This window comes from Aquimarina atlantica, from assembly GCF_000626715.1.
GTDB classification, from domain to species: domain Bacteria; phylum Bacteroidota; class Bacteroidia; order Flavobacteriales; family Flavobacteriaceae; genus Aquimarina; species Aquimarina atlantica.
In genome coordinates, this window is record NZ_AQRA01000007.1 from 269387 (window position 1) to 295141 (window position 25755).

A 25755-nucleotide genomic window follows, 5' to 3' on the forward strand; every position below is an offset into this window, starting at 1 on the left:
TTTAAAATTCTATGTAAGTATTTAGTATAATTTTATGAGATATGTGATTATGAACCCTGTTTTACTTGTAGGGCTATAAAATAACTGTATTTTTGCACCCTCAAAATATCACAACTATGACTGAGTTTGTAAGAAAAAGAGTAGCGAATGCTAAAAATGATATTTTATCTGGGTTAACGGTAGCATTAGCTTTGGTTCCCGAAGCCGTTGCCTTTGCCTTTGTAGCCGGGGTAGATCCATTAGTAGGGTTATATGCTGCGTTTATGATTGGGTTGATCACTTCTGTTTTTGGAGGTCGCCCTGGTATGATTTCTGGTGCTACAGGAGCATTAGCAGTTGTTATGGTTACCCTTGTTGCAGAAGGAAATGAAATGGGAGCTCCCGGAGAAGAATTAGGATTATACTATCTTTTTGCAACTGTTATCCTTATGGGGATTATACAGATGTTTGCCGGAGCTTTTAAGCTGGGTAAATTTGTACGTTTGATCCCGCATCCCGTAATGATGGGATTTGTAAATGGTTTGGCAATTGTGATCTTCCTTTCGCAATTAGGAATGTTTAAAGAAGTTGAGAAGGATGTATTTAATAATAACAAGTATGTCACAGAATCTCTTGAGGAAAAATTTGAAATTAGAGCAGATAATATTGTATATGATATAACGACAAATAAGGCTTTGTTTAGTTTTGAAAACAATAGGCTGTCTGATATCGATTCTAAGGAAGGGAAATATATGGTGTATGAGGGGCAGGTTTTTGACCTCAATACCAAAGAAGTAGTCTTTAACTATAAAGATAATGTGATTTATAGTATTGCAAAAAAAGGGAAAGCAAAATCCTGGCTGCCTAAAAATGAACTGTTATTAATGTTAGGATTAGTATTGCTTACAATATTGATCATGTGGGGATTGCCTAAATTAACAAATAAACTTCCAGAAGCATTATTGGCAATTATTGTAGTTTCTGCTATAGTGATTATAGGAAAATTGGATGTAGCTACTGTAGGTAGTTTTATTAGGGATGGAGGAGGAGAAGGCCTTAAAGGAGGTTTGCCACAGTTTCAGATCGATATTTTTAAGAAGATCCCATTTACCTGGGAGACATTTCGTTTTATAGCACCGTATTCAATAATTCTTGCTGCAATTGGATTAATAGAGTCATTAATGACTTTAAATTTGATTGATGAATTAACCGAAACCAGAGGTAATTCGAACAGAGAATGTATGGCCCAGGGAGGCGCCAATATCATTACTGGACTTTTTGGCGGAATGGGAGGTTGCGCAATGATTGGTCAATCAATTATTAATATTAAAGGTGGTGGACGAACACGACTTTCTGGTATTGTTGCTGCAGTAACATTATTGTTATTTATATTATTCGCTTCGGGGTTGATTGAGCAAGTTCCTATCGCTGCATTGGTTGGAGTAATGTTTATGGTAGTTATAGGAACCTTTGCGTGGTCTAGTTTTAGAATCCTTAATAAAATTCCATTGGCAGATGCCATTGTACTGATCGCAGTGTCTTCATTAACGGTATTTTTCGATTTGGCAATAGCAGTAATCGCAGGTGTTATTATGTCTGCCCTGGTATTTGCCTGGGAAAATGCAAGACGTATTAGAGCAAGAAAACATATCCTCGAAGATGGTACCAAAGTTTATGAAATATGGGGACCACTTTTCTTCGGAAGTATCCAGGCATTTAATAACAAATTTGATGTCGCAAATGATCCCGAAAATGTAGAGATTGATTTTATAGAATCTCGTGTTAGTGATCATTCGGCATTAGAAGCTATTTTTAATCTTGTGGGAAAATATGAAGATGCAGGAAAGAAAGTAAAAATTAAACATCTTAGTGAAGAGTGCCAGGCTCTTATGATAAAGGCTTCTCCTAGATTAGCTAGTGTTATAGAGCATGATATCGATGATCCGAGGTATCATGTAATGGCAGAAACAATGGAGTAAAATGTTGGTTTCTTACTAACAGAAAAAAAAGATAAATTAGTAAATGAAAACAGGGGTATGATTTTTAAATCATACCCCTGTTTTTTATTCATATACAAATTGGTGTCTTTGTAGACACAATGATCTGTTTTTTAATTACTTGGAGTAATTTCTGCTTTGCTAATCATGTAAATGTTAGCACTTAGAGGCTTGTCAATTTCAAAACTGTGAGCTGTCGTAGAAGCATCAAATTGTTTAGAATATTCGCTAGTAATGCTAGTCTTAGAACCTCCATAACCAAAACTTAGTCCACACATCTCATAACCTGTGTTTAATTGATACTCAATTTTTAACTTCGTATCACTTATTGATGATATATTTATGTGTCCTACATCAGAACTGTTTGTAATATCACATCCATCAGGGTTAATAAGAAGTTCTATGTCAACTCCTTCGTCACCTTTACTATTGATAAAAGTATGAGCTAGGAAAGTAGTAAAAACATTGTCTTCGCAAAATCCACAAGCGGCATGAAATCCATATGCTTGGATACACTCAACTTTACATTCTTGTTTGCAATAGCTAAATGATCTTACCCAGTCACCATAATAAACACAACTCCACCATCCGTAGTAGCTATATTGCTGATCTAAAGTTTTGTCATAAGCAAAAGATGTATAGTAACAACGACTATCTTTGTTGTATACTTTAGAATATGCTACGATTTCAAAACAATCAAGATCTATTGATGATAATGGAATAACATAAGTAGCTTTTTTCATCCCCCCGTAGTAATAAGGAAAAGCTTTGTAATTAAATTTACGAAGATTAGGAAACCCATTAGAGTAGAAAGGTATATTTTCTTTCGCCCCTATATAGAGGTACACTTTCTTCATAAGGTTACGGTCGTTAGCCTCAAAATTTAAGTATAGATTTTCACCATCATTAGATACGGTAACGCTACCAACTTCTAGTTTTCTGGTTCCAACTAATAGTGGCATAGTAGTAGTTTCACCACAAGCTTCAACATCAACGTCTGATGGTGTAAGTAATGTATAGTTACAATGTCTGTAGCTTTTAGAATTAATATCTGTTGTAAGGATAGGTTCTTCTTCTTCTAATTGTAATTCATCTTCTATTCCTTCAGAACCATCATTTTTAATAAAATCTGGCTCAATAGCAGTTTTTTCAGATTCAACAATAACTTCATTTTCAATAACTTCATTTTCGTCTTTACTACAAGAAGAAAAAATTAAAAATAAAGCAATGAACCAATACCCCAATGCGTAATTTGTTTTCATATAAAGTGTTTTTAATTAATTAGTGCGGCAAAACTAACAAAAAAGTGTATTTCTGAGGCTAAAAAAATTAAATAAATAAATAGAATTTTTATTGTATATTACTGAAAATTAAATAAATAGGTTTATTCTTACAAGTAGGTTTTATAGATTTTGATGAAGTGCAAAATTAATCGTTAGAAGTATGTGTTTTAGGGGAAATTTCTCCTAAATAATTTTGTTGTTTACTAAAAATGTATCGTTTAGAATAAATTTTAATTATTCGAATTCTATAAATAAAACTTATATTTCGGTTATAAAATCGAATTAAGTACTGCATGGATATCCCTTTTGAACCTATTGTCTTTGGCTATAAAGTGAATATCCATTTGATTTTAGAATACACAGCTTTCTTTATTGGATTTCGATATTATGTATATCTCAAAAAACGTACTCAGGATCCCATTTCATCATCTAATAGGTTATCTATAATCATTGGGGCGGTATTTGGAGCTTTTTTTGGGTCTCGGTTTTTTGGTTTTTTAGAACATCCGGCTTTTTCTTTCGACCCAGAATATGTAGTTCGGCTATTAAGTATAAAAACTATAATGGGTGGTCTTTTTGGAGGTTTACTAGGAGTAGAGTTGGCAAAAAAAATAATCGGCGAGAAGCACTCTTCGGGTGATTTATTTACGTTTCCTATTATATTGGGAATTATCATAGGGAGAATAGGCTGTTTTTTAGCTGGAGTTAAAGAATTTACATATGGTAAGCAAACTACTTCATTTCTAGGAATGGATTTAGGAGATGGTCTTTATAGATACCCAATAGCATTATTTGAAGTCGTTTTTCTATTGGTTTTGTGGAGAATTCTGAAGTATTTTCAAACAAAATCCGAAATGGAGAGCGGGTTACTGTTTAAGTATTTCATGATTTCTTATTTTTTATTTAGGTTTTGTATTGAATTTCTGAAACCTAATACTTTTTTTGTGCTAGGCCTTAGTAGTATTCAGTATTTATGTATCTTATGCATGATTTATTATCAAAAAACCATTCGAAACCTTTTACATGCCCACTAGAAATTATACGTATTACGATTTTACATTAAGTTTATGTCCTACTTGTCTAAAAAGGATTGAAGCCAAAATTGTTTTTGAAGAAGATAAAGTATTTATGCTTAAGCGATGTCCAGAGCATGGTAGATCAAAAGTTTTGATTGCAGATGATATAGCCTATTATAAGAACATTAGAAATTATAATAAACCTTCTGAGTTTCCTTATAAATTTAATACAGCTACAGATTACGGATGTCCTTATGATTGTGGATTATGCCCTGATCATGAGCAGCATTCGTGTTTGTCGATTATCGAAGTAACAGATCGGTGTAATTTGACTTGTCCTACCTGTTATGCTTCTTCATCCCCACATTATGGAAGGCATCGATCACTAGATGAAATAAAGAAGATGCTGGATACCATAGTTAAAAACGAAAAAGAACCAGATGTGGTGCAAATAAGTGGGGGAGAACCTACAATACACCCTCAGTTTTTCGAAATTATAGACTATGCTAAACAATTGCCCATCCGACATCTAATGGTAAATACGAACGGAATACGTATTGCCAAGGATATTAAATTCACCCAGAAGTTAGCAAGCTATATGCCGGATTTCGAAATTTATCTTCAGTTTGATGCATTAGACGCCGAAGTTTTGCAAAAATTGAGAGGAGAGGACCTTACCAAAATTAGAAAACAAGCAATAGATAACTTAAATAGTGTAAATCTATCGACTACTCTGGTGGTGACTTTAGAAAAAGGATTAAATGATGCTCTAATTGGCGATATACTAACATTTGCTACACAACAAAGATGTGTGAGAGGTGTTACATTTCAGCCCACTCAAATAGCAGGTCGATTAGAAGATTTTGATGCTCAAACCGATAGAATTACATTGACCGAAGTACGAAGAAAGATTTTAGAACAATTTCCTGTTTTTGAATCCGATGATCTTATCCCTGTACCTTGTAATCCAGATGCCTTGGTTATGGGATATGCTTTAAAAAATGAAGATGGAATCCTACCTCTTACCCGATATATTAATCCAGCAGATTTGTTGGATAATGGTAAAAATACAATTGTATATGAGCAGGACGAAGCATTACATGGTAAAGTCCTGGAGCTATTTAGTACCGGAAATTCTGTAGAAACAGCTTCAGAAAATCTAAAATCTATAATGTGCTGTTTACCAGAAATCGATGCTCCCGATTTGGGATATGATAATCTGTTTAGAATTATAATTATGCAATTTATTGATGCTCATAATTTTGATGTACGAGCGATTAAAAAGTCTTGTGTGCATATTGTAAATAAGGATTACAAAATTATTCCTTTTGAAACGATGAATTTATTTTACAGAGATGATAAGCAGGAGTATTTAGAACGATTAAGAAAAGAAACGATATGATTGCAAATACCATTTTTTTAGAAGTAGGTAACCTCGATGGATTAGTGTATTTAATTCTTTTAATCCTCTTAGGCCCTCCGATATTTCTTTCGATTATAGGCCTGATCTTATTTAAAACTAAAAACCGAAAAGCAGGAAAAATTTTCTTTATCCTTGCTGGGGTATACCTTGTTGTAGGATTAGGAATCTGTGGAGCTCTTATGGCTGGGTTTTAAGATGAAACTGTTATAAGTAATTGTATAACAAAACGACCTATAGTAAGCTTATGTTTGTTTATTAGAAACGATTTCTTAGATTATAATTAAATCGCTTCGTTTTTAGAAACACGACCCATAGTGGTAAGTGAATTAGAAAATATTAGTTTACCATTTGATTTACAAAACCTTATTAATGTTTTTATAAGTTCGTATATCATCAATACTAAAGATAGAAATCATACTAAAAACGACTTCTTCTTTTTCCAAAATAGCCTCCTTTTATTTTTTCGGTATATGTTTTTGTAGCTTTAGTGGTATCTGTCGAGTTTGCAGAATTGTTAGCACCAGATTTTTTCTTCTTTTTAGAAGAAATTTCTGCTTCCTTTTGAGTTAACCGTTCTATTACTTCAGAAATATCCTCAGTAGAAGCATCTTCGATGTTTTGAGAGACTTGTTTTTTTCCTACCCTGTAGGAATTAAACTTTTCTTTTCGAGTTTTTAGAATTGCCTTTAGTTCAGGGTTTGGTAGATTAAGTAGCGTCATAGTTTAGACATCATTTTATATTGTTAGATTTTTTGTCAATTTAATTATTTGTAGGAATTTTTCTACAAAATACATTTAGCACAAGATACGAATAATCGTTTAAAAGTAAAAAAAAACGACGAAAGAATTTTTTTAAATGATTATTGTTTCTATATTTACCAAATAGAGAATAAAAACACCCTAATTTTGGACCTATGATTGATCTGAAAAAGATTAAAGAAGATACTGAAGTTGATAGCATTGTTATTGCTGATAAAGATGGTAATGTAATAGATGCATTAGACACAAAACATGATACGAATATTGCCTTGATGATAGAAACAGCGTTTTCGATGTGTGGTGATATGGTTAAGGATTTACTTAAAGGGGATCTTGATCAATTGATGGCTAAATCTTCAAAAGGATTTCTTGTTGCAAATAGGATTAAATCTGATTCGATCATACTAGTTGTATCTAAAAATATGTCAAAGCTTGGGCTACTTCTTAAATATATGAGCTCTTTAGAGAAATAATTTTATAGAAAATATTATTAATAATTAAATCAAATTAAACTATGTCAAATTTTTTAGAACAATTCATCGATGATATTAAATCTAATGTACCAGGTTATATTGCAGTTACTGTTACAGAGGTAAGTACAGGTGTATGTTATGCGTCTAATTCTGATAAAAAAGATTTTGATCCTGAAACCGCTTCTGCTTATAATTTGGAAGTTGTAAAAGCTAAGAAAAATGCTATCGAGGCATTAGGTTTGAAATCGAAAGTTCAGGATATTATAATTACTCTTGATGGTCAAATTCATATCATCGATGTTTCCGAAAACGGTGAATATTTTATTTATTTGGCAGTTGATTCTACAAAAGCAAATCTAGGAATGACACGTGCACTTTTGAAAAAATATAAAAAAGATGTAGTATCACAACTATAATTAAACGACTTTTTTATGTAAAAATATTACTTTAAAAGACTTCACAATGTTAACATTGCGAAGTCTTTTTTTATATAACTTTATTCAATTGCAACAAAAATATCTACTTCGGCATCTTTAGGATTTACGGCTTCTTCTCCGTATACTTCAAAATCAGTGGTATAGGTTCTATCCAAATCTATTTCCCAAATATCGGTCCATTTATCATAAATAACACCTTTGGTAATGTCTCCTTTGGCCGTAAATCGAGAATAGATACTTCTTTCGATTTTTACACTAGTCATTCCTGGTGGGATAGTATCTAAGCTTGCAACCTTACATCCTATGATAGTCGTATATGCTTCAGTATGATCGCTTTCATAATCTGTGTATACGGCATAGATAGAATCTTCAAGTTTATTTGGGATTTTATGCATTGTGCCTTCAGACATAAAAGTATTCCATAAATTAGGAATGTCTTCTGCAAATTGTTCGTTTTTTTTAGTTGTACGTACCGAAATTCCAACGATCCAGAAAGGTTCGATTTTTGTTTTTATCATAATTATTTGATGTTAGAAATTAATAGTACGACAAAACTAAATGCAGATAGTGACAAAGGTATGTCAGGAAGGATTTATAATTTGCATTATTTTAACTCAAGTAAGTCCCATTTGGTACCGTATAAATCTTCAAAAACAACAACAGTTCCGTAGGCTTCTTCTCGCGGTTGTTCCAGAAACAAAACTCCCTTAGACTTCATAGTATGGTAATCTCTCCAAAAATCATCGGTATGAAGAAATAAAAAAACCCGACCACCTGTTTGATTTCCAATTGCTTTTTCCTGCTCAGGAGTAGCTGCCCGAGCCAGAAGAATCGTAGTCTCGGTTCGATTATTAGGAGCAATAAGGACCCATCGTTTTTTGTCATCAAGCCTGGTATCTTCTATAAGTTTAAAATTGAGCTTTTCTGTGTAAAACTGAATAGCTTCATCATAATCTTTTACAACCAGAGCGATAGCTCCTATTTTTCTGTTCATATTAGCGTGTTATTTTACACGAACCGTATCTGGTACTAATTCTGAAACATCTCCACCATTACGAATTACATCACGAACAATAGAAGAGGAAATATAACTTTTGCCAGAAGAGGTTAATAAAAATACCGTTTCGATATCCGACATTTTTCTGTTGGTGTGGGCGATAGCTTTTTCAAACTCAAAATCACCTGGATTGCGAAGACCTCTTAATATAAAATCGGCATTTTGTTGTTTACAAAAATCAATAGTTAGCCCTTTATATGTCATTACTTTAATTTTAGGCTCATTCTTAAAAGCTTCTTCGATAAATTGCTTTCGTTCTTCAAGAGAAAACATATATTTTTTCTCAGAATTTACGCCTATAGCAAGGATAACTTCATCAAATAGGGTAAGACCTCTTTCGATAATGTCATAATGTCCTAATGTAATGGGGTCAAATGATCCGGGAAAAACAGCTCTTCTCATTGGTGATTATTAGTTATTGTACATACAAAGATAATCCAAATTATAGATTTATAGACTGCACTTCTATTTTTGTAAACGTATACAGGATTCTATAGCATTAGAAAATAATTCTTTTAGGCTAATTCCGGCTTTTTCTGCTTGTTGAGGTAAGATACTGGCTTCACTTAATCCGGGATTAGTGTTCATTTCTACAAAGTAAGGCTCTCCGTGATGAAAAATATATTCGCTTCTCGAAAATCCTTTCATTTTTAAAATCTGATATACTTTTAAGGCCAAATCTTTAACTTTTTGAGTATCCTCATCAGATAAACGGGCAGGAGTGATTTCTTCAGATTTCCCCATGTATTTGGCTTCGTAGTCAAAGAACTCATTTTCGGATACAATTTCGGTTATGGGTAATACTGTATCTTTTCCGTTATGTTGAATAACTCCTACAGACACTTCGGTTCCGCTTAAAAAAGACTCTATAATAATCTCATCATCTTCTTTATAAGCCACTTCTATTGCGGGTAGAAGATCTTCTATAGTTTTAACTTTAGAAACTCCATAACTACTACCAGCTTTATTCGCTTTTACAAAGCAGGGTAACCCTACTGTGTCTATAATAGCTTTGCTGTCTATAGTATCTCCTTTATTTAAAAAATAGTTAGTGGCAGTAGGTATTCCATAAGGTTTTAAAGTACTAATACAATCTCGTTTATTAAAAGTAAGTGCTGCAGGATAAAAATCACAAGCCGTTTGTGGGATTTCAATTAATTCAAAATATGCCTGTAGCAAACCGTCTTCACCTGGGGTACCATGCACTGTGTTAAAAGCAGCGTCAAAAGTAATTTTAGAACCTTCTAAGGTTAACGAAAAATCGTTTTTGTCAATACTATACTTCTGATCGTGATCATCTACATAATACCAACCATCTTTTGTTATATGAACACGAAACGGAATATATAAATCTCTGTCCAGGTATTTATATACCACATTTCCACTTTGAATCGAGATTTCAAACTCGCTAGAATACCCACCCATTAAAATGGCAATATTTTTCTTCATAGAGTGACTTTTGAAAACAAAAATATCATTTATCTTATAAGAAAAGCTTAAAACTTTCCGTTTTTATATATTTGTCCAAATTATCAAATAAGCCATTACAATAAAGTTAATACTAATAATTAAAGTGATTATTAGTAAAATTTGCTTACATGATCAGGAAGATTGTGTTTGACTATAACAATAACAGGTATAAAACAGATGAGTGCATTTATAAATTTCTTCAGGGGTCTATTCAAATTTATTTATAGTAAAATATTTTTGATACAATTGGTTATAGCGGTAGCAATGCTCGCTATTATATCTTATGTTGCACTAGAGTGGCTAGAAAGTACAACAAATCATCATCAACGTATTGTAGTCCCCAGCTTAAGTAAAAAGACATTGGATGAGGTAGGGAAGATACTAGAAGAAAAAGAGTTGAGATACGAAGTTCAGGATTCTGCAAACTTTAATCCTGATTATCCAAGATATTCTGTATTAGAACAAAACCCTGTTGCGGGTAGCGAGGTAAAAGAAAATCGTAAGATATATGTTACCTTAAATCCATCGGGTTACCGTAAGATAGAAGTCCCTAATGTAATACAAAGAACCAGAAGACAGGCAGAACCAAAATTGGTTGCTCTTGGTTTTAAAATAGGTTCTGTTACCTATCAACCCAATATTGCGAGAGATATGGTATTAGAATTAAGACATAATGGTAAACGGTTAAAACCAGGAACAAAATTAATGAAGACTTCTGTTATAGATTTGGTTCTGGGGAACGGAGAAGGAGGAACGATAAATCTATCTAATTAATTGTGAAAGAAAACGAAGATACAGGAGGTTTTGATGCTAGTGAGGATGACCTCTATGAACATCATCGGTTTGTGGCCGGAGCCGGACAGGTACCGTTAAGGGTGGATAAGTTTTTAATGAATTTTGTAGAAAATGCAACCCGTAATAAAATACAACAGGCCGCAAAAAATGGAAGTGTTTTTGTAAATGATATTCCGGTAAAATCAAATCATAAGGTAAAGCCAAATGATATTGTTCGAGTATTGTTCTCTCACCCTCCTTATGAAAACTTACTAACGCCAGAGAACATTTCTTTAGATATTGTATACGAAGACGATGTGTTATTGGTTGTTAATAAACCAGCAGGAATGGTGGTGCACCCAGGTCATGGCAACTATTCGGGAACTTTAATTAATGCGCTGATTTATCACTTTGATAATCTTCCTAATAATAGTAGTAATCGGCCAGGATTAGTACATCGTATTGATAAGGACACCAGCGGGTTGTTAGTGATTGCCAAAACAGAAGAAGCTATGACGCACCTGGCGAAACAGTTTTTTGATAAAACTAGTCAACGCGAATATGTTGCGATTGTATGGGGTAATGTAACCGAAGATGAAGGTACAATAGAAGGCAATATAGGACGACATCCTAAAAATAGATTGCAAAACACTGTTTTTGAAGGTGATGAAGCCGATAAAGGAAAACCGGCAATCACACATTATAAAGTTATAGAACGATTGGGATATGTTACCTTGGTTTCTTGTAGATTAGAAACAGGGAGGACACATCAGATTCGAGTGCATATGAAACATATTGGTCATACTTTATTTAATGATGAACGCTATGGCGGAGAGAAAATATTAAAAGGGACCACGTTTACCAAATACAAACAGTTTGTAGAAAATTGTTTTAAAGTTTTACCCCGACAAGCTTTACATGCCAGAACTCTTGGTTTTGAACACCCGGTAACTAAAGAGCATATGCATTTTGAAACCCCGATTCCGGAAGATATGCAACAATGTATAGAACGCTGGAAAAAATATGCTAAAAATCAATTATCTGGGGAATAAAGATGTAATACCTACATTTGATATATTCAAATAACAATTTAGCTTTTAAAACATCCAGATAATGGAAATTTCTTTTTTAGAAATCTTTATTCTTATAGGAGTTATTCATGGTTTTGTCCTGGGGTTAATAATCTTATTTTCGAGGTTTTTTAAAAATGAAGACAACGCCTATTTGGCATATACTCTAATTATATTATCCGTTATAGGATTAAATAATTGGTTTTGGGATTTAGGAAAAAACCCAGTACTGATTTCAATATTGGATCTGTTTTTATGGCAATTCTTGTATCCGGTTACTTTATTGGTGTTTTTTATAAAAAAAGTAAAGCATCCCCTGGCAAACAGTAGTACAGCTTTTTTTCTGTACATTCCTTTTTTTGTCTTAAGTCTACTTAATAGTATTATATCTCTGGATACGATTTTTGGCCTTTATGAAATCGTCATACCTCATAAAAAAGAAATCATTTTTTTCTTTTATAAAACAATAAGCATACTATCTGTTATTTTTCCAATCGTTTTTATGGTAATATCATTTAGGTATTTATTCTATTCAAAAACAACGTTTAGCATAAAATGGATAAAGAGAATCTGGGTTTTTATTTCTCTGTTAGAAATTTATGGAGTTATTTTAGAAGTATATAGGTTTATGTATGATTATAAAATGCCATTAACATATTTGTGGGTGGGGGTTTCTGTTTTTATGTATTGGCTTATCTATAAAGGACTTTATCAGTTTAAGCTATCTAACGATCAGTATGAAATTAGAAATCAACTACAACGGTCTAAAATCAACAAAAAAGCATCTAAAAACGAAGTAAATTCCTATATGCAACAACTATTAGTATTGATAGAGCGCGAAAATATTCATCATAACCCAGACATTAGCCGGGATAGCGTGGCTCAAAAGCTTGGGATAAGTAGCGGGTATCTTTCAGAACAAATCAAAAAATCAAGTAATAAAAATTTTTCAGAATTTATAAATAGTTACAGGGTAAAAGATATACAACAAATGATTCTGGATCCTGAATTTGATAAATATAGTATTCTAGCCATTGGCCTGGAGGCCGGATTTAATTCTAAAACTACTTTTTACACAGCTTTTAAAAAGGAAACAGGATTGTCTCCTAACGAGTTTAAAAAACAAAATCAATAGGTTCGGATTCCTCATATTCTGACAATATAGAACGATAAAAATATACTATCAAGATAGGTTTGCAGCATATAAACTAAAACAAATAAATATGTGTAAATCAAATAGTCATATAGTATTTTCTTTACTATGTTGCTTTTTCTTTGCTGTTGTGAGCAAAGCGCAAACCGAAACTATCTCTTTTGAAAACGTAAATGTAATCCCAATGCATAAAGAGGTGGTATTGTTTAATCAAAGAGTGATTATTGCAGATGGAAAAATAGCTGCAATAGAACCAGCTTCTCAAAAACCTTCAGAAAACATCAATATAACTATTAATGCTAAAGGTAAATATCTGATTCCTGGTTTAGCAGAAATGCACTTTCACCTGGAAAACAATGCAACCAATGAGTTTAAACTTTTAATAGCTAATGGAGTAACAACGGCTAGAAATATGGCAGAATATGAAGGACAGGATCAAATTGCTATTCGTAAAAAAGCAAATACTAATGAAATATTAGCACCTTATTATGTTACTACCGGGCCTTATCTAAAAACTAATCATTTGCAAACTATTGAAGATGTAATTAGTATAGTAAAAAAACACCATGAAAAAGGATATGATTTTTTAAAATTGGCAGATAATCTTCCTAAAGAGATATATCTAAAATTACTAGAAGAAACTCATAAATATAATATTCCCGTTATTGGTCACGGTCAAAGAAAACTTCCATTAGAATATTCTCTTAGAATGAAATCTATAGCGCATATAGAAGAGTTTATGAATATATTTAATACCTCGCAAAAAGCAGATACAGATTATCTAAAACAAGCGGCCAAACAGATCAAAACAAGTGGAGTATATGTGTCTCCAACTTTAGGTGTTTTTGAAATGATCAGCCGATATGCAGATGATAAAAAATTCGAAATACTTAAAAAAAGCGATGAGTTAAAATACCTTCCTAAGGCATATGCAGCATACTGTACTTCTGATAGCATTCATTACCGTACCAATACCTGGTTTACTGCGTCAGAATCTCTTATTCGTCTTAGTAAAGAATTACAATGGCAGAAGAGATTTACAAAAATATTAAATGATGAAAAAGTGTTTTTACTAGCCGGAAGCGATACTTACGGTCTTTTTTTGCCAGGGTTTTCATTACATAGAGAATTAGAATTAATCTGTAGTGCCGGGCTTTCACCTTACGAAACCTTAAAAACAGCCACGGTGAACCCCGCCCGATATTTGAATCGAATAGCAGTAAGTGGAACAGTTACTGAAGGCAAAAAAGCAGATTTGGTGCTACTTAATAAAAATCCTTTAGATGATATTCGAAATACAAAAACTATTGAAGGTGTGATGATTAAAGGGAAATGGTTGGCAAGAAATGAATTAGATAGAATGCTGAAAGAGGTAGAATATGAGTATAGTGCTAAAAAGAAAAAAGAAAAGTAAATCCCTTAATGTTTTAATTAATAAGTTAAGTTTGATATAATTATTTAGTTCATTATCATCATATTTAGAGCATATTAAATAAAGGTTACTAAAAACTTTATTTTGAAATAAATAAGGATTACTGATCAAATAATAGTACCTTTGCTTTTTAATAAATTATAATGAACAAAGGAACAGTAAAATTTTTTAATGACTCCAAAGGATTTGGATTCATAACAGAAGAAGGATCAAACAAAGATCATTTTGTACACATTTCAGGTTTAATCGACGAAGTGCGTGAAGGTGACGAAGTAGAGTTTGACCTTAAAGAAGGTAAAAAAGGAATGAACGCGGTAAACGTGAAAGTATTATAATATACATTTAACTTTTTTAAAACACAAGCCTGTCGATTAGACAGGCTTTTTCCATTTTATAATAATATACCGGTTTCAATAAAATCGCTTAACAGCTTTTAAAACCTTATCAGCACGCTGCATATCAAGTTGTTTTATGTATTTGTATGCACGATTTAAAATATTTTGTACTTCTTCGTTGTTCTTAAATTTTTTTCTGATATGATACAGATCCAGAGCTACTTGCAGATCATTAGGAGAAAAAGAAACCCCTGTATATTGTTGTAAGAGTTGTAAATAGGTAAAACCAAACTCTTGTGTAGGTTCTATCATAGTACCTTCGCCAAAATCATTCCAGGTAATGATTTGAATAAAGTCTGCAAGTTCGTGATGTGTATAATTAAGAGTTTCTGCAAAAGTGTGACCAGAATTAAGGTCAATAGTCCAATCATTACTACCATCAGACCATCCTCCTTCTGTATAAAAACTCCTAAAACCAGGATAAGAAGATCCCACGGTTATTACATTAGATGCTTGATAGGTATCATAATAATTTTGATGAGCGAGTAAATGATCTTTATCCACCCATAAAAATTCTCCAGAAGCATTCACTCCAACACGATCACTTGCTGCCCATAACGTCAAAAAGTTTGGGCGATTTTCTGTAGGGAGTATATCAAATACCAGATTCCATTCGGTTTCTGTGGTGAGATGATGAGGACCAAATACAAATAACATATTTTTGCCATTATATTGCATGTATTTGGGGCTAGAGAAATAGGTGTCGTTAATATATGTAAAATCCTCTTGCGCAGCTTCTATGATATTTGTAGATATAGATTGTTCTACAGCTTGGGCAGCGACACGATCTTCGTACATAATCGAAAATTCAAGACCTAAATCTTCAAGAGTATTAATAAAAGTTTCTGTTGACTTTTTTATCAATCCATAGTCATGTACATCTCTACTACCATACCAATCAAAAATTACCCCATCTACTCCCGAAAGTTTCATCATTAAAAAATGATATTCATGTAAATCAGGGTCATTAGAAGAATATGGACCAATAGCAGGGTAATAATACGAGGCTATTTGCCGGTTTCCATTTTCATCTTTGATTTCGGGATCTTGGTTGGTCATTGTCCAGTGTTGTCCCCAATAACCGTCAAAATCTTTATTTTGAAACCAGGGTAGATAATGTACATATACTTTTTTTGGATTCTCTTTAACCACATCCATACCAGAAATATCAACAATATACCCCTGTTTCTCAAGCTCTAGAAATTCTATTTCTTCCTCCAGAACTTTTAATAATTCGGCATCGGTATATGTTGTGTCCTGAACAACTTCTGCTGCAGATTGTTCTTCAATCTGTTGTTGTTCAATTAAAGTAATGTCTTCTTTTTCACAAGAATAAAAGAAAAAAATAATAAGAAAAAGGAAAAAAATAAAGGTACTCGAAGATCGTAACATATCACAAATATTAAATTAAACGTTAAACAAAATGTCTAAAGAGTTTTTATGTTTAGAAGAAAATTTGTGAATAATTAGACAATGTGTTCTAATGTTTAATACATCAGAGTTCATGCTTTTGTGACGAAAGTGAGGGTTTCCCCTCTTTGTAATACGTTATTTGCATTAAAATTAGTTAAATTCTTTTTCTCTAAAAAGAAATATGCTGTTTTTTTATTTTTTATTATCTGAAAATCAGTTATTTATATTTATTTCAAATAAAATTTAATACCTGCTAATGATACTTCACTTCAATAATGATAACCTATAGATAGAGATCATCAATACTACAATAGATAAGAAATACCTTGATTCATTTATGATTTTCATAATATCTCTTACTTTAATCATAAAACCTTTTAGAATGAAAATTAAAAGAACCGGGATTATTTTATATGTTAAAAAATATGAGGAATCTATTGTGTTTTATAAAACTATTTTAGAGCTACCTATTTTATTTCAAAATAATGAATTAACATGTTTTGATTTGCATGGCACTTATTTAATGGTTGAAAAAGAAGATAGAGAAGATTATTTGAAAATGACTGAAATAAACGCAAAGGCATTTAGCTGTATACGAATAAATGTAGATGATGTACAAAGAGTAGCAAACGATTTAAAGAAAAAAGGAGTAGCCGTTGATTATCAGGAACATCATTGGGGAAAAGTAGCAAAATTCTACGACCCCGATAGCAATCTAATCGCATTTAAGGATGAAGAAACTTTTGCTAAACAGATAGAAGAATATATTCTGAAATCAAAATAACTTTTGCAAATACCTAAATAGAGAATAAATACAGGTATAGATTTTAATTGTCGATAGACAATTGTATTTTTGAAGAACAAAAAAGTCACCTACATGAAAATTGTAATATCTCCCGCTAAATCATTGGATTTTGAAACCACATTGCCAACTCAGCAGTATACGGCTCCGACTTTTCTTACCGAAATAGAAAAGTTAAATAGTGTATTAAAGAAAAAGACACCCAAAAAATTGTCTGAACTAATGAGTATAAGTGATAAGTTAGCACAACTTAATTGGCAACGTAATCAGGAGTTTCATCTCCCGTTTACAAAAGAAAATGCAAGACCTGCGGTATATTCATTTAATGGAGATGTGTATATCGGATTAGATGCGTATACTATTCCCGAAAAAAAAATAGACGCATTACAAGATCAATTAAGAATACTTTCTGGATTGTACGGAGTTCTAAAACCTTTAGATCTAATGCAACCTTATCGTCTTGAGATGGGGACTAAATTAAAAGTGGGGCGAAAAAATAATTTATACGAGTTTTGGAAAAAAACAATTACCCAGTATTTCAATGATGAATTACAGGATGATGAATTGTTTATTAACCTGGCAAGTAATGAATATTTTAGCGTAATCGATAAAAAAGCATTAAAAGTACCTGTGATTACTCCACAATTTAAAGATTGGAAAGGAGACAAACTTAAAATGATAAGCTTCTTTGCCAAAAAAGCCAGAGGGATGATGGTTCGTTATATTATAGATACTGGTGCAGAAACTATTGAAGATTTAAAAGGGTTTAATTATGAAGGATATGGGTTTAGTGAAGAATATACGACTAAGCCCAATGAATTGGTTTTTGTACGGTAACTTAATATGGTAATTGTAATATGTAAGTAAGTATCAAAATCTTCAATTACTAACTTCCGTTTTCAAATGCATCTAATTTTAGTATCTTCAACCCAGATATTAGTAACACAAATCATTAGATGCAAAAAATTATCAATTTTCTCGATAGAGTTGGTGAGAAAATAGGAGTACTGGTTAGTTGGGTAGCAGCGTTACTGGCAATAGTCATTGGTCTTGATGTAATTATTCGCTATATCTTCAAGTTTACATATGTCTGGATGATCGAAATAGAGATTTATCTCTTTGGGATGATATTTCTTCTAGCATCTGGGTATACTTTTAAATACGAGAAACACGTACGGGTAGATGTTTTTTATACCAAACTTTCTAGAAAAGGAAAAGCCTGGATAGATCTTTTAGGAGGAGCTCTTTTGCTTATTCCCTGGTGTTATGTAGTTATTGTTTCTTCCTGGTATTATGGATTATCTTCTTTTATGATAGGAGAAGGTTCGCCTCAACCAGGAGGCTTACCTGCGCTATATGTACTTAAGTTTTGCATTACTTTGGGGTTTGTTTTTCTGTTACTTCAAGGAATATCCCATATGTTGAAATCAATTCAAATTATTTTTAATAAGAATTAGAAATGGAATACCTGGCAATAGTATTATTTGTAATTATCTTCATTCTGATTCTAAGAGGATATCCGGTTGCTTTTACGTTAGGAGGGATTTCGGTTGCTTTTGCCTTTGGGGTATCTATTTTTGCTCCAGAAGCGTTCCAGATGTCTACATTTTATTTACTTCCTGCAAGAATAATGGGTGTAGTCAATAACTATGTGTTAATGGCAGTTCCTCTGTTTATTTTTATGGGAATTATGCTAGAAAAATCAGGTCTTGCAGAGAGTTTATTAGAAACTATGGCGATGATGTTTGGTCGTGTACGTGGTGGTTTGGCAATTTCTGTAGTGATTGTTGGTGCTTTACTTGCCGCATCTACCGGGATTGTGGGAGCAACAGTTGTAACAATGGGATTGATAAGCCTGCCCACAATGCTTAAACGAGGATACAAAACAGAACTTGCCACCGGAGTGATAGCATCGTCAGGAACATTAGGGCAAATCATTCCGCCTTCGATTGTATTGGTATTATTAGCAGACACCATCAATAGCTCATCAAGAGGATCGGCCTCTGTAGATGTAGGAGCATTATTTTCTGCAGCACTATTACCAGGCTTGATATTGGTAGGACTATATATTCTATACATTTTAATAAAGTCTTTTATTCACAAAGAAGATGCACCCAGTATTCCTGCAGAGGAGATAGCTGCATTTAGAGGAGCTGATTTTACGTCAAAAATTCTAAAAGTACTCTTCTTGCCAATACTCTTAATTGTATTGGTGTTAGGTTCTATTTTTACCGGAATTGCTTCTCCTACAGAAGCCTCTGCTATCGGAGCTATTGGTGCAACTCTATTAACTGTAATTCAAAAAAAGTTTTCGTTTAAAATTCTAAAAGAAGTGGCTCAGGAAACTACAAAACTAACATCGATGGTGTTTTTTATTCTTTTAGGAGCAACGACATTTACCTTAGTGTTTAGAACGTTAGGAGGAGATGCATATCTGCAAGAATTGATTATGTCATCTAATTTAACACCTCTTATGTTTTTGCTATTGGTAATGGTAGTGATTTTTATTGCAGGTTTTTTTATAGATTTTATTGAAATTGTTTTTATTATTGTGCCGGTAGTAACTCCTATTTTTAATGCTTTTGGTATGGATATGTTGTGGGTTGGGATTTTACTAGCATTAAATCTGCAAACGTCATTTTTAACACCACCATTTGGCTTTGCTTTGTTTTATCTTAAAGGTGTGGCACCAGATCATGTAAAAACCAGTCAGATTTATAGAGGAATTATACCATTTATCATCATTCAATTAATTATTGTTGGTGTTGTTGTATTTTTTCCTGAAATTATTTTTATATCAAAATAGAATACTTAAAAATATATCCTTTAGAAACGATAAAAGAATATCCTTTTTCTATTTCTAAAGATGTTTACTAATATAGTACTAAGTCTTATGAAATTTGTTATCATCCAAAAGCATAAAATGTTAAGGTATTTGACCTTAGTAGCCACTGTAGTGTTATTTCTTTCTTGTTTGGGAGACCCACCGGCAAGTATGCGTACTACTTCGTATGATGTGACTAAACCAGATAAAGTTTTTTATTGGAAAATGACGACTACCTGGCCACCAAACTTTCCGGTAGTAGGTGAAGTTGCAGAGAAATACTCAGAATGGGTAGACGAGTTGTCTAATGGGCAGATTAAAATAAAAGTATATGGAGGAGGAGAATTAGTCCCCCCGCTAGAAGCTTTTGATGTAGTATCCCAGGGAACTATAGAGATGGGATGTGGAGCAGCATATTATTGGGCTGGAAAAACCCCGGCAGCTCAGTTTTTTGCAGCCGTACCATTTGGGATGAATAGCCAGCAAATTACCTCCTGGTTAGAAACGGGAGGAGGATATGAATTATGGAAAAAGACATACGCCAAATTTAATCTCGTACCATTTATGGGAGGAAATACTGGGGTACAGATGGGCGGATGGTTTAACCGCGAAATCAATTCTGTAGAAGATTTTAAAGGACTAAAAATGCGTTTACCGGGAATTGGCGGGAAAGTATTAGAAAAAGCCGGCGGGGCAGCAGTTTTGGTTGCGGGCAGTGAGGTGTATACAAGCTTAGAAAGAGGAGTTATCGATGCGACAGAATGGATTGGCCCGTATCATGATTATAAAATGGGATTTCATAAAATTGCAAAATATTACTACACCCCGGGATGGCATGAGACCGGTTCACAACTCGAGTTTTTTATTAATAAGAACCTATATGATGGTTTGCCTCCACATCTACAAGCAGTTTTAGAAGCAGCTTCTAAGCGTGCACAAGTATGGGTTTTGGCAGAGTTTGATAGACAAAATGGGATTTATCTCGATAAATTAGTGAATGAAGAAGGTGTTGAGATTCGCGAATTTTCTAAAGAAACTCTGGATGCTCTGCGAGGATTTACCGATGAAGCTATCCAGGAAATGATAGGAGACGATCCACTTTCTAAAGAAGTGTATGAGAGCTATTCTGGTTTTCAAAAAAAGATATCTAAATGGTCCGAAGTAACAGAAAAAGCTTATTATAATAAAATACAGAAATGATCAAAAAAACCGTTTCAAAAGAACTCTTTTGAAACGGTTTTTTTACTTATTATAGGGTGTTTGTTATAATTCTATTGTGGTTTCATTACCATCTGCATCGGTTTGGGTTGCGATATTATCACACTCTCCATCACCATAGTTCAAGGTAATTACCGCGCTATTTTCTGTCGTTACCATAACACCACTCACAGTATATTGGCACGAACTTTCGTCACGTAAAGGAGTTGTAATCTCTACAGCAAATCGATCACCATTACTAAACTGAGTAAGGCTACTACCTGTGGTTAAGCTATAAAAAATTAGATTAGGTGGCGTATCTGGATTACTGTTTCCGGGGAAAGATTCTGTTTCAAAATTTGTTTTACTAGTTGCCGAAAGTCCATCTTTCCATGCAAATGCAAAATCAGAATTTGTAGTAAATTTGGTATTACCCGTATCACTGTTAAAAGAGAATATCGTAGTTGCAGTTCCGCTTACGGTAATATCTTTATAAACAATTTTATCCAAACTATAAGTAATTTCTATTTTACTTTCTGTATCCAGCTTAAGGCTAAAACTCATCTGAATTCTACCAGAAATTACTTCGCCATTGGGTAGCTCACAATTATCTCCAAAATCGATAGTAACCGTTTTCTTTTCATCTGTTACTTCAGAAGTAATAGTTGCACACTCAGGTGTTTTTACATTAGAAAAAGATTTGTTACCAATATTAGTTTCGGTATTGAAAACATTTTCTACAATAGAATTGATTTCTTTATTAGCCGATGTGATGTCTTTATATTGTTTAGAAGTCGTAACTGCAGTAGTTGGTATTTGTGTTTCGTCGTCATCATTGTTACAGCTTAGCAAGAAGCTACAGGTTATGAATAACAGGCCTGCATAGGCAAAAACTCTTTTTTTCATTGTTAAAGGCTTTAATTAATAAATTGAAAAATTATTTGTGGGACGTATGATCAGTAAACGATCATAACCTACAGAATCTTATAAAGAGTGTAGTTAATTTGTGTTAAGGTTATGTTATAAGATGTTATTGTTATAGAATCAATTAGGATTGAAATATTGTTAAAGATATCACAGATTGGTTTTATTTATATCAATTTTAATAGTACTGTTGCACAGCATTTTTCTTATGAATATCTTCGTAGCGAATGTTCGCTAAAAATGGTTTTAACTCATAATTTATATCATGCAAATCAAAAAAGTTTTAGTAGCTAATCGGGGGGAAATTGCAATCCGTATTTTTAGAGCTTGTACAGAAATTGGATTAGAAACAGTAGGAGTGTATACCTACGAAGATCGATATTCTTTACATAGGTACAAGGCGGATGAAGCGTATCAGATTGGTGAAAATAATGAACCATTAAAGCCTTATTTAAATGTAGAGGCTATTATAAAGGTTGCCAAAAAAAATAATGTAGATGCAATTCATCCTGGGTATGGATTTCTTTCTGAGAATGCAGAATTTGCACAACAATGTTTAGAAAATGATATTATATTCATTGGTCCCAAAGTATCAGTTTTACGTTCTCTGGGAGATAAGATTACAGCTAAAAAAGTAGCGATCGAGAATAATATCCCTATTATAGAAAGTAATAAGGAGGACCTTACAGATATAAAAATTGCTTTAAAAGAAGCAAAGCGTATTGGTTATCCGATAATGCTTAAAGCTGCTTCTGGAGGTGGAGGCCGAGGGATGCGAGTGATTCGAAATGATGAAGAACTCGAAAAAGCATATCCAGAATCCCGAAGAGAAGCCTTAAATGCATTTGGAGATGATACCGTATTTCTAGAGAAATTTGTAGAGAATCCAAAACATATCGAAATACAGATTGTAGCAGATCATCATGGTAATATGGTACACCTTTTTGAACGGGATTGCTCGGTACAACGACGCTATCAAAAGGTAATCGAGTATGCACCTTCTTTTGGAGTATCCGAAGCTATAAAACAGGATTTGTATACGTATGCCCTTGCAATATGTAAAGCAGTAGATTATAATAATATTGGTACTGTAGAATTTTTGGTAGATGAAGATCAAAGTATCTATTTTATTGAAGTAAATCCTCGTGTACAGGTAGAACACACAGTGACAGAGATTGTAACAGGAATAGATCTGATCAAAGCCCAGATATTTATTGCTGGAGGATATAAATTATCTGATAAGCAGATCAAAATTGAAAGTCAGGAGAGTATAAAAACAACAGGGTTTGCATTACAATGTAGGATTACAACAGAAGATCCCGAGAATGATTTTAAACCCGACTACGGGACTATTACAACCTATCGTAGTGCTTCGGGGTTTGGGATTCGGTTAGATGCTGGTAGTGTGTATCAGGGAGTAACCATTTCGCCATTCTTTGACTCGATGTTGGTTAAAGTTTCGGCAAATAGCAGAACTCTGGATGGTGCATGTAGAAAAATGTTAAGAGCATTATCTGAGTTTAGAATTCGTGGTGTAAAAACCAATATGCCATTTTTAGCCAATATTCTAAGGCATGAGACTTTTAGAAAAGGGGAGGTAACCGTTAATTTTATTCAGAATACAAAATCGTTATTTACAATTAAAGAACCTCGTAATCGAGCTACCAAATTGGCTAATTTCTTAGGGGATATTATTGTTAACGGTAATCCTGATGTTAAGAAGATAGACCATACCAAAACGTTTGTAACACCTGTTGTTCCAAAATTTGATGAAACCTCGGGATATACAAAAGGAACCAAAGATTTACTTACCGAATTAGGACCAGAGAAGTTTGCAGCATGGCTCAAGAATGAAAAGAAAATTCATTTTACAGATACTACAATGCGTGATGCGCATCAAAGTTTGTTGGCAACCAGGATGCGTACCTATGATATGGTTAAAGTGGCAGAAGGATTTGCCAAAAACCATCCCGAAATCTTTAGTATGGAAGTCTGGGGAGGAGCTACTTTTGATGTATGTCTTCGTTTCCTTAAAGAAAATCCATGGGAAAGACTTCGTTCGCTACGAAAAGCAATGCCCAATCTATTGCTTCAAATGTTGATTCGTGGCTCTAATGGTGTAGGATATACGGCATATCCTGATAATTTGATCGGAAAATTTGTAGAACAATCCTGGGAGAATGGAGTAGATGTATTTCGAATTTTTGACTCCTTAAACTGGATGAAATCTATAGCTCCCTGTATCGAACATGTACGTACCAGAACACAGGGCCTTGCCGAAGGATCTTTATGTTATACAGGAGATATTTTAGACCCTAATCGAACAAAGTATACTCTCGAGTATTATATTCAGCTGGCAAAAGATATCGAAAATGCAGGAGCACATATCCTGGGAATCAAAGATATGGCAGGATTACTAAAACCATATGCCGCTTATGAATTGGTTTCGGCATTAAAATCCGAAATTAATATTCCAATACATCTGCATACGCACGATACTTCTTCGGTACAATCTGCTACATATCTTAAAGCAATAGAAGCAGGTGTAGATGTTGTAGATGTTGCTTTAGGGGGATTATCCGGGCTAACAGCGCAACCCAATTTTAATGCCATAACAGAAATGATGAGATTTCATGAGCGCGAGAACGTTATGGATATCTCTAAATTAAATGAGTATTCTAATTATTGGGAGGCTGTACGCGAATATTATTATGTTTTCGAATCTGGACTAAAAGCAGGAACAGGAGAGGTATATCAACACGAAATTCCGGGAGGGCAATATTCTAACTTAAAACCACAAGCGCAAGGATTAGGGTTAGCAGATCGCTTTCATGAAATTACTAAAATGTACGGAGAGGTAAATGAGCTTTTTGGAGATATTGTAAAGGTAACACCAAGTTCTAAAGTAGTAGGGGATATGGCGCAATACCTGGTGAGTAATAACCTAACCATAGAAGATGTAAAAGAGCGGGGAGATACTATTTCATATCCACAATCGGTGGTTAGTTTGTTTAAAGGAGAATTAGGGCAGCCCGTTGGCGAATTTCCAAAAGAACTTCAGAAATCAATACTAAAAGATCAAAAACCGTTTACAAACAGACCCAATGCACATCTGGAACCTGTTGATTTTGAAATCGAATTCGCAGAGTTTGTCAAAATTTTTAAAAGAGGTATGGGAAGAGAACTGGATATTACAGATTTCCTTTCTTATAAGCTGTACCCAAAAGTTTTTACAGGAGCTTATAATCATCACTTAAAATATGGTAATGTGATGACGATCCCAACCAAAAACTTTTTTTACGGAATGACACCCGGAGAAGAAATTATTATAAAACTGGATAAAGGGAAAATACTGTTAGTAGAATTAATATCGGTAGGAAAACCTAATGATAATGGTAAAGTCACTGTATTCTTTAAAGTAAATGGTCAAACCAGGAATGTAGAGATACAAGACCATTCCATTAAGGTAGATAAAGTAATACATGCCAAAATTGATAAAGCAGATACCAAGCAGATAGGCGCCCCTTTACAGGGATCATTATCTTCAATATTAGTAAAAACAGGTCAGGAAATAAAAAAGAATGACCCACTCTTTATTATCGAAGCCATGAAAATGGAAACCACCATCACAGCCAATGAAGATGCTGTGATTAAGAAAATCGTTCTTAAATCAGGTACAATGGTCAATGCAGATGATTTGGTGATTATGCTTAAATAGTTTACCCGTTTTCGTGCTATGTTATCCTGTTATAGCATAGAACAAAAAAATATAAACCTCACAGGTTTCAAAAACCTGTGAGGTTTTAAAACTACTTTCTATTCGTTTGCAACTACTTATCAGATCCCTTTGTAGTTTAGAAAATCTTTCTATTTTTAC

At 33.4% G+C, this 25755-nt stretch carries 25 protein-coding genes; 17 read left to right on the forward strand and 8 right to left on the reverse strand.

Annotation, left to right across the window (positions count from 1 at the left end; all coding sequences use genetic code 11):
- The first annotated feature begins 116 nt into the window (after nt 1–116).
- Entirely contained in the window at nt 117–1958 is a 1842-nt protein-coding gene (locus ATO12_RS17275) for a SulP family inorganic anion transporter (protein WP_034244117.1), read from the forward strand.
- Between the two features lie 131 nt (nt 1959–2089).
- Here ATO12_RS17275 and ATO12_RS17280 read toward each other — a convergent pair whose 3' ends face one another.
- Nucleotides 2090–3238: a hypothetical protein gene (locus ATO12_RS17280; RefSeq protein ID WP_034244120.1), complete on the reverse strand. Its 1149-nt coding sequence runs from the start codon at nt 3236–3238 to the stop codon at nt 2090–2092.
- A 314-nt stretch (nt 3239–3552) separates the two neighbouring features.
- Between ATO12_RS17280 and ATO12_RS17285 the strand changes: the two genes are divergently transcribed.
- Genes ATO12_RS17285 through ATO12_RS17295 form a run of 3 tightly spaced genes read left to right on the forward strand, consistent with a single transcriptional unit; the run spans nt 3553 to nt 5892 of the window.
- A complete protein-coding gene (locus ATO12_RS17285; RefSeq protein ID WP_034244123.1) occupies nt 3553–4293 on the forward strand; it encodes a prolipoprotein diacylglyceryl transferase family protein in 741 nt (246 codons plus the stop codon).
- Nucleotides 4283–5677, forward strand: coding sequence for a radical SAM protein (locus tag ATO12_RS17290; RefSeq protein WP_034244126.1), 1395 nt, complete (start codon nt 4283–4285; stop codon nt 5675–5677). Before ATO12_RS17285 ends, ATO12_RS17290 begins: the two co-directional genes overlap by 11 nt.
- Entirely contained in the window at nt 5674–5892 is a 219-nt protein-coding gene (locus ATO12_RS17295) for a hypothetical protein (protein ID WP_034244129.1), read from the forward strand. The genes ATO12_RS17290 and ATO12_RS17295 overlap by 4 nt, the downstream gene beginning before the upstream one ends.
- A 223-nt stretch (nt 5893–6115) precedes the next feature.
- On the opposite strand, the gene ATO12_RS17300 is transcribed toward ATO12_RS17295, so the two are convergent.
- Entirely contained in the window at nt 6116–6418 is a 303-nt protein-coding gene (locus ATO12_RS17300; RefSeq protein WP_034244131.1) for a hypothetical protein, read from the reverse strand.
- 194 nt (nt 6419–6612) lie between these two features.
- Here ATO12_RS17300 and ATO12_RS17305 point away from each other — a divergent pair, with 194 nt between their 5' ends.
- Nucleotides 6613–6930, forward strand: coding sequence for a roadblock/LC7 domain-containing protein (locus ATO12_RS17305; protein WP_034244134.1), 318 nt, complete (start codon nt 6613–6615; stop codon nt 6928–6930).
- A gap of 41 nt (nt 6931–6971) precedes the next feature.
- A complete protein-coding gene (locus tag ATO12_RS17310; RefSeq protein WP_034244136.1) occupies nt 6972–7346 on the forward strand; it encodes a hypothetical protein in 375 nt (124 codons plus the stop codon).
- An 80-nt stretch (nt 7347–7426) separates the two neighbouring features.
- Here ATO12_RS17310 and ATO12_RS17315 read toward each other — a convergent pair whose 3' ends face one another.
- From ATO12_RS17315 to ATO12_RS17330, 4 genes are all read right to left on the reverse strand, one after another.
- Complete coding sequence (locus ATO12_RS17315; RefSeq protein WP_034244139.1) at nt 7427–7885, reverse strand: GyrI-like domain-containing protein; 459 nt, start codon at nt 7883–7885, stop codon at nt 7427–7429.
- 86 nt (nt 7886–7971) lie between these two features.
- Nucleotides 7972–8361, reverse strand: coding sequence for a VOC family protein (locus ATO12_RS17320; RefSeq protein WP_034244142.1), 390 nt, complete (start codon nt 8359–8361; stop codon nt 7972–7974).
- A 9-nt stretch (nt 8362–8370) separates the two neighbouring features.
- Nucleotides 8371–8826 (reverse strand): pantetheine-phosphate adenylyltransferase, encoded by a 456-nt coding sequence (gene coaD / locus ATO12_RS17325; RefSeq protein ID WP_034244145.1) that lies wholly within the window; start codon nt 8824–8826, stop codon nt 8371–8373.
- A gap of 63 nt (nt 8827–8889) precedes the next feature.
- Entirely contained in the window at nt 8890–9873 is a 984-nt protein-coding gene (locus ATO12_RS17330) for a D-alanine--D-alanine ligase (protein ID WP_034244148.1), read from the reverse strand.
- 198 nt (nt 9874–10071) lie between these two features.
- Here ATO12_RS17330 and ATO12_RS17335 point away from each other — a divergent pair, with 198 nt between their 5' ends.
- From ATO12_RS17335 to ATO12_RS17355, 5 genes are all read left to right on the forward strand, one after another.
- Nucleotides 10072–10668, forward strand: coding sequence for a PASTA domain-containing protein (locus tag ATO12_RS17335; protein WP_034244151.1), 597 nt, complete (start codon nt 10072–10074; stop codon nt 10666–10668).
- A gap of 2 nt (nt 10669–10670) precedes the next feature.
- On the forward strand, nt 10671–11720 hold the full coding sequence (locus tag ATO12_RS17340) for an RluA family pseudouridine synthase (RefSeq protein WP_034244154.1): 1050 nt from the start codon (nt 10671–10673) through the stop codon (nt 11718–11720).
- Nucleotides 11721–11781: 61 nt separating this feature from the next.
- Nucleotides 11782–12873: a helix-turn-helix domain-containing protein gene (locus ATO12_RS17345; RefSeq protein WP_034244157.1), complete on the forward strand. Its 1092-nt coding sequence runs from the start codon at nt 11782–11784 to the stop codon at nt 12871–12873.
- Between the two features lie 88 nt (nt 12874–12961).
- Nucleotides 12962–14305, forward strand: a complete 1344-nt coding sequence (locus ATO12_RS17350; RefSeq protein ID WP_081802100.1) for an amidohydrolase family protein — start codon at nt 12962–12964, stop codon at nt 14303–14305.
- A gap of 161 nt (nt 14306–14466) precedes the next feature.
- Entirely contained in the window at nt 14467–14658 is a 192-nt protein-coding gene (locus ATO12_RS17355; protein WP_034244160.1) for a cold-shock protein, read from the forward strand.
- A gap of 75 nt (nt 14659–14733) precedes the next feature.
- Here the strand turns inward: ATO12_RS17355 and ATO12_RS17360 are convergent, their stop codons facing one another.
- Nucleotides 14734–16110: a glycoside hydrolase family 71/99-like protein gene (locus ATO12_RS17360; protein WP_051575914.1), complete on the reverse strand. Its 1377-nt coding sequence runs from the start codon at nt 16108–16110 to the stop codon at nt 14734–14736.
- A gap of 403 nt (nt 16111–16513) precedes the next feature.
- On the opposite strand from ATO12_RS17360, the gene ATO12_RS17365 reads away from it, so the two are divergent.
- The 5 genes from ATO12_RS17365 to ATO12_RS17385 all read left to right on the forward strand — a co-directional run bounded on the left by ATO12_RS17365 (nt 16514) and on the right by ATO12_RS17385 (nt 20957).
- A complete protein-coding gene (locus tag ATO12_RS17365) occupies nt 16514–16915 on the forward strand; it encodes a VOC family protein (RefSeq protein ID WP_034244162.1) in 402 nt (133 codons plus the stop codon).
- 93 nt (nt 16916–17008) lie between these two features.
- Nucleotides 17009–17770, forward strand: coding sequence for a peroxide stress protein YaaA (gene yaaA / locus ATO12_RS17370; RefSeq protein ID WP_034244164.1), 762 nt, complete (start codon nt 17009–17011; stop codon nt 17768–17770).
- Between the two features lie 119 nt (nt 17771–17889).
- Nucleotides 17890–18390, forward strand: coding sequence for a TRAP transporter small permease subunit (locus ATO12_RS17375; RefSeq protein WP_034244167.1), 501 nt, complete (start codon nt 17890–17892; stop codon nt 18388–18390).
- A gap of 2 nt (nt 18391–18392) precedes the next feature.
- Complete coding sequence (locus ATO12_RS17380) at nt 18393–19739, forward strand: TRAP transporter large permease (protein WP_034244170.1); 1347 nt, start codon at nt 18393–18395, stop codon at nt 19737–19739.
- Nucleotides 19740–19856: 117 nt separating this feature from the next.
- Entirely contained in the window at nt 19857–20957 is a 1101-nt protein-coding gene (locus tag ATO12_RS17385) for a TRAP transporter substrate-binding protein (RefSeq protein WP_117590070.1), read from the forward strand.
- Between the two features lie 63 nt (nt 20958–21020).
- On the opposite strand, the gene ATO12_RS17390 is transcribed toward ATO12_RS17385, so the two are convergent.
- On the reverse strand, nt 21021–21860 hold the full coding sequence (locus ATO12_RS17390; RefSeq protein ID WP_034244173.1) for a hypothetical protein: 840 nt from the start codon (nt 21858–21860) through the stop codon (nt 21021–21023).
- Between the two features lie 283 nt (nt 21861–22143).
- Here ATO12_RS17390 and ATO12_RS17395 point away from each other — a divergent pair, with 283 nt between their 5' ends.
- A complete protein-coding gene (locus ATO12_RS17395) occupies nt 22144–25596 on the forward strand; it encodes a pyruvate carboxylase (RefSeq protein ID WP_034244176.1) in 3453 nt (1150 codons plus the stop codon).
- Nucleotides 25597–25755: the final 159 nt, after the last annotated feature.

Coding starts and splice junctions, on each gene's coding strand:
- ATO12_RS17275 (WP_034244117.1), top strand. CDS start 117: ATGACTGAGTTTGTAAGAAAAAGAGTAGCGAATGCTAAAAATGATATT.
- ATO12_RS17280 (WP_034244120.1), bottom strand. CDS start 3,238: ATGAAAACAAATTACGCATTGGGGTATTGGTTCATTGCTTTATTTTTA.
- ATO12_RS17285 (WP_034244123.1), top strand. CDS start 3,553: ATGGATATCCCTTTTGAACCTATTGTCTTTGGCTATAAAGTGAATATC.
- ATO12_RS17290 (WP_034244126.1), top strand. CDS start 4,283: ATGCCCACTAGAAATTATACGTATTACGATTTTACATTAAGTTTATGT.
- ATO12_RS17295 (WP_034244129.1), top strand. CDS start 5,674: ATGATTGCAAATACCATTTTTTTAGAAGTAGGTAACCTCGATGGATTA.
- ATO12_RS17300 (WP_034244131.1), bottom strand. CDS start 6,418: ATGACGCTACTTAATCTACCAAACCCTGAACTAAAGGCAATTCTAAAA.
- ATO12_RS17305 (WP_034244134.1), top strand. CDS start 6,613: ATGATTGATCTGAAAAAGATTAAAGAAGATACTGAAGTTGATAGCATT.
- ATO12_RS17310 (WP_034244136.1), top strand. CDS start 6,972: ATGTCAAATTTTTTAGAACAATTCATCGATGATATTAAATCTAATGTA.
- ATO12_RS17315 (WP_034244139.1), bottom strand. CDS start 7,885: ATGATAAAAACAAAAATCGAACCTTTCTGGATCGTTGGAATTTCGGTA.
- ATO12_RS17320 (WP_034244142.1), bottom strand. CDS start 8,361: ATGAACAGAAAAATAGGAGCTATCGCTCTGGTTGTAAAAGATTATGAT.
- coaD (WP_034244145.1), bottom strand. CDS start 8,826: ATGAGAAGAGCTGTTTTTCCCGGATCATTTGACCCCATTACATTAGGA.
- ATO12_RS17330 (WP_034244148.1), bottom strand. CDS start 9,873: ATGAAGAAAAATATTGCCATTTTAATGGGTGGGTATTCTAGCGAGTTT.
- ATO12_RS17335 (WP_034244151.1), top strand. CDS start 10,072: ATGAGTGCATTTATAAATTTCTTCAGGGGTCTATTCAAATTTATTTAT.
- ATO12_RS17345 (WP_034244157.1), top strand. CDS start 11,782: ATGGAAATTTCTTTTTTAGAAATCTTTATTCTTATAGGAGTTATTCAT.
- ATO12_RS17350 (WP_081802100.1), top strand. CDS start 12,962: ATGTGTAAATCAAATAGTCATATAGTATTTTCTTTACTATGTTGCTTT.
- ATO12_RS17355 (WP_034244160.1), top strand. CDS start 14,467: ATGAACAAAGGAACAGTAAAATTTTTTAATGACTCCAAAGGATTTGGA.
- ATO12_RS17360 (WP_051575914.1), bottom strand. CDS start 16,110: ATGTTACGATCTTCGAGTACCTTTATTTTTTTCCTTTTTCTTATTATT.
- ATO12_RS17365 (WP_034244162.1), top strand. CDS start 16,514: ATGAAAATTAAAAGAACCGGGATTATTTTATATGTTAAAAAATATGAG.
- yaaA (WP_034244164.1), top strand. CDS start 17,009: ATGAAAATTGTAATATCTCCCGCTAAATCATTGGATTTTGAAACCACA.
- ATO12_RS17375 (WP_034244167.1), top strand. CDS start 17,890: ATGCAAAAAATTATCAATTTTCTCGATAGAGTTGGTGAGAAAATAGGA.
- ATO12_RS17380 (WP_034244170.1), top strand. CDS start 18,393: ATGGAATACCTGGCAATAGTATTATTTGTAATTATCTTCATTCTGATT.
- ATO12_RS17385 (WP_117590070.1), top strand. CDS start 19,857: ATGTTAAGGTATTTGACCTTAGTAGCCACTGTAGTGTTATTTCTTTCT.
- ATO12_RS17390 (WP_034244173.1), bottom strand. CDS start 21,860: ATGAAAAAAAGAGTTTTTGCCTATGCAGGCCTGTTATTCATAACCTGT.
- ATO12_RS17395 (WP_034244176.1), top strand. CDS start 22,144: ATGCAAATCAAAAAAGTTTTAGTAGCTAATCGGGGGGAAATTGCAATC.